The organism is Pseudolactococcus yaeyamensis, assembly GCF_054658615.1.
Genome location: NZ_BAAGGP010000119.1, coordinates 1 through 6,345 on the forward strand (window position 1 = coordinate 1; position 6,345 = coordinate 6,345).

The 6,345-nt window shown below is 36.9% G+C and carries 5 protein-coding genes; all 5 read left to right on the forward strand.

Features of this window, described 5'->3' with window-relative positions; genetic code table 11:
- Positions 1 to 106 precede the first annotated feature (106 nt).
- Positions 107 to 397 (forward strand): WXG100 family type VII secretion target, encoded by a 291-nt coding sequence (locus ACYQ21_RS14365; RefSeq protein WP_460059264.1) that lies wholly within the window; start codon positions 107 to 109, stop codon positions 395 to 397.
- Positions 363 to 896, forward strand: a complete 534-nt coding sequence (locus ACYQ21_RS14370) for a hypothetical protein (protein ID WP_460059265.1) — start codon at positions 363 to 365, stop codon at positions 894 to 896. The genes ACYQ21_RS14365 and ACYQ21_RS14370 overlap by 35 nt, the downstream gene beginning before the upstream one ends.
- Before the next feature lie 4 nt (positions 897 to 900).
- Positions 901 to 1,155 carry an EsaB/YukD family protein gene (locus ACYQ21_RS14375; RefSeq protein WP_460059266.1) on the forward strand — a complete coding sequence of 85 codons (255 nt, stop codon included), beginning with the start codon at positions 901 to 903 and terminating at the stop codon, positions 1,153 to 1,155.
- Positions 1,142 to 2,257: a type VII secretion protein EssB gene (gene essB / locus ACYQ21_RS14380; RefSeq protein WP_460059267.1), complete on the forward strand. Its 1,116-nt coding sequence runs from the start codon at positions 1,142 to 1,144 to the stop codon at positions 2,255 to 2,257. The genes ACYQ21_RS14375 and essB overlap by 14 nt, the downstream gene beginning before the upstream one ends.
- A gap of 4 nt (positions 2,258 to 2,261) precedes the next feature.
- A partial coding sequence (essC, locus tag ACYQ21_RS14385; protein ID WP_460059268.1) for a type VII secretion protein EssC occupies positions 2,262 to 6,345 on the forward strand: 4,084 nt, incomplete at its 3' end.

Consider the following 6,345-nt stretch of genomic DNA (forward strand, 5'->3'; position numbering starts at 1 on the left):
ATTATGAATAAAAAACCTTGCATATGAGTATAGTTTTTGATAAAATGAATCTAGGAGTAATGGAAAACGCTTTCTGTTACCAACAAAAAATTTAGGAGATTATCAAATGGCACAAATTAGTGTAACACCAGAGGAACTAAAAGAGCAGGCGCAAGTCTACACTCGTTCAAAAGAAGAGATTGAAACAACAATTCAAAATGTTAACCGCATGAACGATACGATTGCTCAAGAATGGAAAGGTGCGGCTTTCGAAGCGTACCTTGAGCAATACAACCAACTCTATCAAAACGTTCGTCAATTTGAAGAGTTACTCGCAAATATCAATCAACAGTTGAACACATACGCTGATACGATTGCAGAACGTGATGCACAAGATGCTCAAAGTTTCGGATTTTAAAAATGAGCGCCTTTTAAGGTGCTTTTTTGCGTTAAAAAGTTTTGCGATTGCTTTAGTTATGATTGGGATATTGTCTGCTATTACAGTAAGTGCCGATAGTGATGGTAGTCTTACAATAAATACGGACATTCTCACTAATAATCAGGTTCAAGCAGGTGGGGTGGGGGACTTTCCGATACGTGGAGAATTATTCTCCTCAGCCTTAACGGAGTTTTCGAAGCAAAACAGCTTTAAGCAAAATGAACGGATTGAACAAGCAAAAACGATAGATTTTTCAATAAAATCTAGAGATGTTTCAGACGATAAACAAGTGAAACAACTGCTTTTTGAAAATTATCGACCGCAGGTGATAACGACTAAAAATCAAGAAAATACAAAGCAGTCAGATTATCTATTTTTGATCGCTACTCTTACTATGCTATTTTTAGGTGTTGTTGGCATTTTTGCGGGTAGGTGGCGTATCAAACAGAAATTAAAAAAACAAAGAACGAGAAAATAGAACAATGATTGAAGTGACCTTTGTATTAAATCAAAAAACCTTAGATGTATTAGTGCCAAACAAGATTACTTTTAAACGTTTGAGTAGTTTGTTAAAAGAAGCCTTAGCTGAAAACGGCAGTACTTTACCTGATAATTTTCAGTTGAAATTTGTTGATAAAACTTTTCAGATGGGTGAGACAGATGTCTTAAGAGATTTTGGTGTTTCAAACGGAGATAGATTAGAAATTTTGGCAGGAGAAATAAGTGAAACTATTTAATGGAAAAGAGTATTTAGAGTTTGTCAAAGAAACTGATAGTATTCAGGTTATATTGGATAAAACTCAGTATGATAAAGAAGTTATTACAACGATTCAAAGTTATTTTCAAGTAGAGCAATTAGAAGATAATTTGACAATCACTTATGTAGTTCCACAAGGTGCTATTCCTTTTGCTAGAGTGGCTAATAATGCCAAAACAAAATTAGAAAAGTTACAATTAGCAGATAAAATTAGTCAGTTGTCCTATCTGATAAACGATTACCAAATTCCATATATACATCCTGAAAATTTGTATATGACAGGCGATCAGTTTTTTGTTGTACACTCAGGTTTAGAAGGGGTTCTTGCACCAAATCATCAAGACTCTGATTTATTTTTGAATAATCTTAAATCGCTTGTACTATCATTGTTTTTGCCAAAACTCAGTTATGAAAAAATTCTTGATGGACTGTCTGCTATTAATGACAAATTTTCACGGCAAATCGTTCAAGCTGATAGTACAGAAGCTCTTTTTAATTTTATCCGTCAAGAACTTGTATTGACAGAAGATAAAATCAAGTCAACTAAGCGCCTTGTTTCTAAAAATACTTATCAACTTTATCGTATTACAGGGGTTGTTGCTGTAATCATAGCGATTGTTTCGGTCGTTTTTTGGTATCGTACTTCTAACGCAGACAAGAAAAAAGCTGCCATTATTGAAGCTCAAACGAGTTTTATGACGAATAACTACGCTAAAACACAGACTGATTTAGAGCAATATGCACCTAAAGAGTTGACCAAGTCCGCAAAATATATTCTTGCTGTATCAAGTATCAATTTATCTGATTTGACTGCTGCTCAAAAACAAGCAGTTCTCAATAATATTTCGATTAAATCAGATGATAATACTTTGAATTATTGGCTCTATGCAGGACGTGGAGAGTTTGAAAAATCGCTTAACTTGGCACAAAATCTCGGTGATGAACAATTGACCCTTCTTGCTTATACAGACCTATATCAAGCTACCAAACTCAATGATAAGATGGATGGTGCTAAGAAACAAAAGCTCTTGGCAGATTATAGTAAACAAATAGATGAATTGACGAAGAAACTAGGAAAGTAGAAAAATGACGATTTTTGAATCAAATGATGTAGACAAAAAAGAAAGTTTTTTCATAGATGAACGTTTAAAACCAAGTGATTTAGTTTTTGTTGTCTATTTGTTAGCAGACAGATTGACGAAAATTAGTTTAACGGAGACATCGCCGTCTGTTAATTTTCTAGGCTATCCATTTGGTATTATCAATAATAAATTGCATATTGATGGTTGGTCAACTGAAATAGGTTTTCAAGAAATAAAAGATATGAGTTTCTTAATACTTTCAAGAGACAATGCTAAGACACACTTTTTCAGCTTCAATGAAAGTAAAAAACTTGTTATCAGTTCAGATGATTTTGCTGGGATAAAAACACCGAGTACAACTCGTGTCATCTTGGAGCAAGAACGTTTAATTGTTGAGGTAAAAGAGGAACTTGTCTATTATAATGAACAAAAGGTTGTTGGCAATCAAGTTTTTTCGTTTATTGAAGGGTCAAGTCTTTTAACACCGCATTATCTTCTTGAAAAACGAGCTGAACAATGGAAAATTACTATTTTTTCAGATGATGTTTCTTTCAATCCTAATCGTGTTTTATTGCAAAAAAGAAAAGTTGAATTTCCGAAAGATTTTCCAGACTATCGCCGAAGTCCTAGGTTGAACCTTGAAGTACCAACTGATAAATTTAAATTGCAGGGGAATACTAAAAACCAAGAGAAAAAGAGTAACGGTCTTTTGAAGACGATTCTACCGCCTCTTGGTATGCTTGGTATGACTGGATTGACGACAATATTAAGTGGTCGTAATGCCTTGATGATGATAGGTATGGCTGGCGCAAGTCTGCTTACAACGACCTTTACTGTTTCTCAATATCTGACTGAGAAAAAAGAAAACAAACTGGAAATCACTAAAGAAAAAGAGAATTATGAGCAGTACCTTGTCACTGTTGTTGGAGAAATCACAAGGGCTTATAAACGTGAGAGAGAAGTTCTGGAGTTTCAACAGCCAAGTCCTGAAAAATTAGTTGATTTGACTTCAAAGTATGATTCAAGAATTTATGAGCGACAAGGTTATAATAAAGATTTTCTGACAATATCTCTTGGTTTAAGTGATACATCTTCGAGTTTGACAATTGAGACAGATGTCAATGATAAAGATTTAGGCGATGATGCTAAACATCTTAAAAATTTGGTGCAACAATTTTCAACGCAAAGACAAGTTCCGACACCAATTAGTCTCTTAGAACAAACGCTAGGATTGGTTGGCACACAAGAAGTACTGACGGCAAGTCTTGAAAATCTTCTCTTTCAAACTGCTTTTTTCCATTCTTATCGTGATGTCAATTTCATCAGTCTTCTCCCTCGTAAAGCCTATCAAGAGACATGGCGTAAATGGCGGATGTTGCCACATTTCAAATTACAAGAATTGAATATGCGGGGACTGATTTACACCGAAAAACTTCGGGATGTTGCGCTAAATTCCTTTCATCAAGTCTTGAATAAACGCAAACAAGCTGTCAATGAGGCGGGTAAAGAAAAAGTCCAATTCTCCCCACATTATATTTTCACGATTATAGATGATGAACTTTTGGCAGGTCACGGTATCAACGAGCTTTTAGCGGAAGATATGAGTGAGCTTGGTGTCACGGTCATTTGGTGCAAAGAAGATGCTAACCAATTACCTGAAACAGTTGTTTCCCTAGTTGAAATACCAAACTCGACTACTGGACAGCTGGTTAGTGACCATACCGTTTATTTGGCTAAGAATTTTGTACCTTACCCAGCGCTACCTGAGTTAGAAACAAGCCTTCGTCATATTGCCAACCTCAACCATTTAGAGGTTGAGAAGAATGCTGTACCAGAAAGTTTGTCGTTACTTGAACAATATGAAGTCAAGAAAATTGAAGAACTAGAAATTTCAGAGCGTTGGGCGCAAGCTGAGCCAAATAAATCCATTAAATCTCTTATTGGTTGGCGTGGTAAGTCTGATTATGTCTATTGGGATTTACATGAAAGAGGACATGGACCGCATGCTTTGGTTGGCGGGACGACTGGTTCAGGTAAATCAGAGTTTCTGACGACTTATTTGATTGGTCTTGCGATTAATTTCTCTCCAGAAGATATTGGGATGTTGATTATTGACTGGAAAGGTGGTGGTATTGCCAATACTTTGGATAAATTGCCACATTTCATGGGTGCCATTACCAACTTAGATGGTGCGGGAACAGCTCGTGCGCTTGCCAGTATTAAGGCGGAACTTGATAAACGTCAACGTGAGTTTGCGATATACGGTGTCAATAGTATCAATGACTATATGTCGCTTTATAAGCAACGTCATAATCCGAAACCAGATGTTAAATATCCAACAAAACCTCTGCCACATCTTATTCTTGTGTCAGATGAGTTTGCGGAATTGAAAGCAAATGTGCCTGAATTTTTGGATGAATTAACCTCAGTTGCACGTATTGGACGGAGTTTAGGTGTTCACTTAATTCTTGCGACTCAAAAACCAAGTGGGGTTGTCAATGACCAGATTGAAGCTAACTCTAGGTCGAAAATTGCACTTAAAATGGCAGGTGTTCAAGATTCAAATGAATTGCTTAAAACACCTGATGCAGCGCATATTACGAATCCGGGTCGTGGTTATCTGAAAGTCGGAGAAAATGAAGTTTATGAACTTTTCCAAAGTGGTTATGCGGGTGTACCTTATGACCCAGATGCCAAAAATGAAGAAAAGATTGATGAACGATTCTTCATAATCAATGAGTTAGGGCAATATGAACTCATGTATGATCCGACTGAGGAAGTCGTACAAGGTAAAGATACAAGTGATTTGAAAAATCAGCTTGAAGCAGTCATCGAAGAAATTGGACAAATCTTTAAAACTAAAGGCTATGCTTTGCCAGATAAACCATGGCTACCTAATCTTGAAGAAAAAATTGCGACGCCTGTAAAGGAAATAAGTCAAAAACGGACGCTCACTGTACCACTTGGACTGCTTGATAGACCAAGTAAGCAGGCACAAGAGGTTTATGATTTTAATCTTGAAAAGCAAGGGCATACCGTAATTTTTGCGAGTCCGGGCTATGGTAAAAGCACAGCGCTTCAAACCCTAGTTATGAATTATGCACGAGAAAATACGCCTGAACAAGTCCAGTTTAACCTGCTTGACTTTGGGACAAATGGTCTCCTGCCACTCAAAGATTTACCTCATGTGGCGGATATTGTAACACTTGAAGAAGAAGAAAAACTAGGCAAGATGTTGAGCAAAATTTCTCATGAATTAGCTTATCGTAAGAAATTATTCAAAGACGCAGGGGTTGCTTCACTCGTTCAGTATGAGAACAAAACGAAGCAAAAACTGCCAGTGCTTATCAATTTCCTAGACAGTTATGATGGACTTGATCCAAATGATAAACGTAAGGATAAGATTGATAGTGTCTTAATTCAACTTTTACGAGACGGTGCTGGTTTGGGCATCTATCTCATCGTAACAGCAGGACGAGTAGGTGCTATTCGGATGAACATGATGAGTAATATTGCGACCAAAATTGTCCTTTACTTAAATGAAGAAGGCGATATTGGTGCAATCATGGGGCGTGAAAACCTCGCACAAGTTGCGGTCAATGGTCGTGGGCAAATCATGCGTGATGTGCCAACGGCTGTCCAGTTCTATCAACCAGTAGAGGGGCTTAACAGTAGTGAAATATTGACCAATCTTGAAGCAGAAGTTGCCTCACTTGATAAGTCGTGGACTGGTAATCGCCCTGAGAAAATCCCGATGGTCGAAGATGACCTGACATTTGATGTATTTGATACACTGCCTACAGTTCAAGAAGTGGAAAAAGCAAGCGGTATTCCGTTAGGATTGTCTCTTGCGACAACAAATGTTTTAGGCTATCTTCCTAATCGTCAACCTTACTTCTTATTTTCTTCTGTGGATGAAGAACAACAGACCTTATTCCAAGAACTTCTAATTCGTCAGTTGAACAAATCTTCAACGGAAGTAATACTTGTAGATTTTGATGAAAGTTTTGAGGAGACGATTGAAAAAAATCCATTGTCGCAAAAGATTACACACATCACAGATAAGAACGATGCCAAAGAGATAGTGG

What these genes read in the sequence shown, in the direction of transcription:
- ACYQ21_RS14365 (WP_460059264.1), top strand. Translation starts at nt 107, where the DNA reads ATGGCACAAATTAGTGTAACACCAGAGGAACTAAAAGAGCAGGCGCAA.
- ACYQ21_RS14375 (WP_460059266.1), top strand. Translation starts at nt 901, where the DNA reads ATGATTGAAGTGACCTTTGTATTAAATCAAAAAACCTTAGATGTATTA.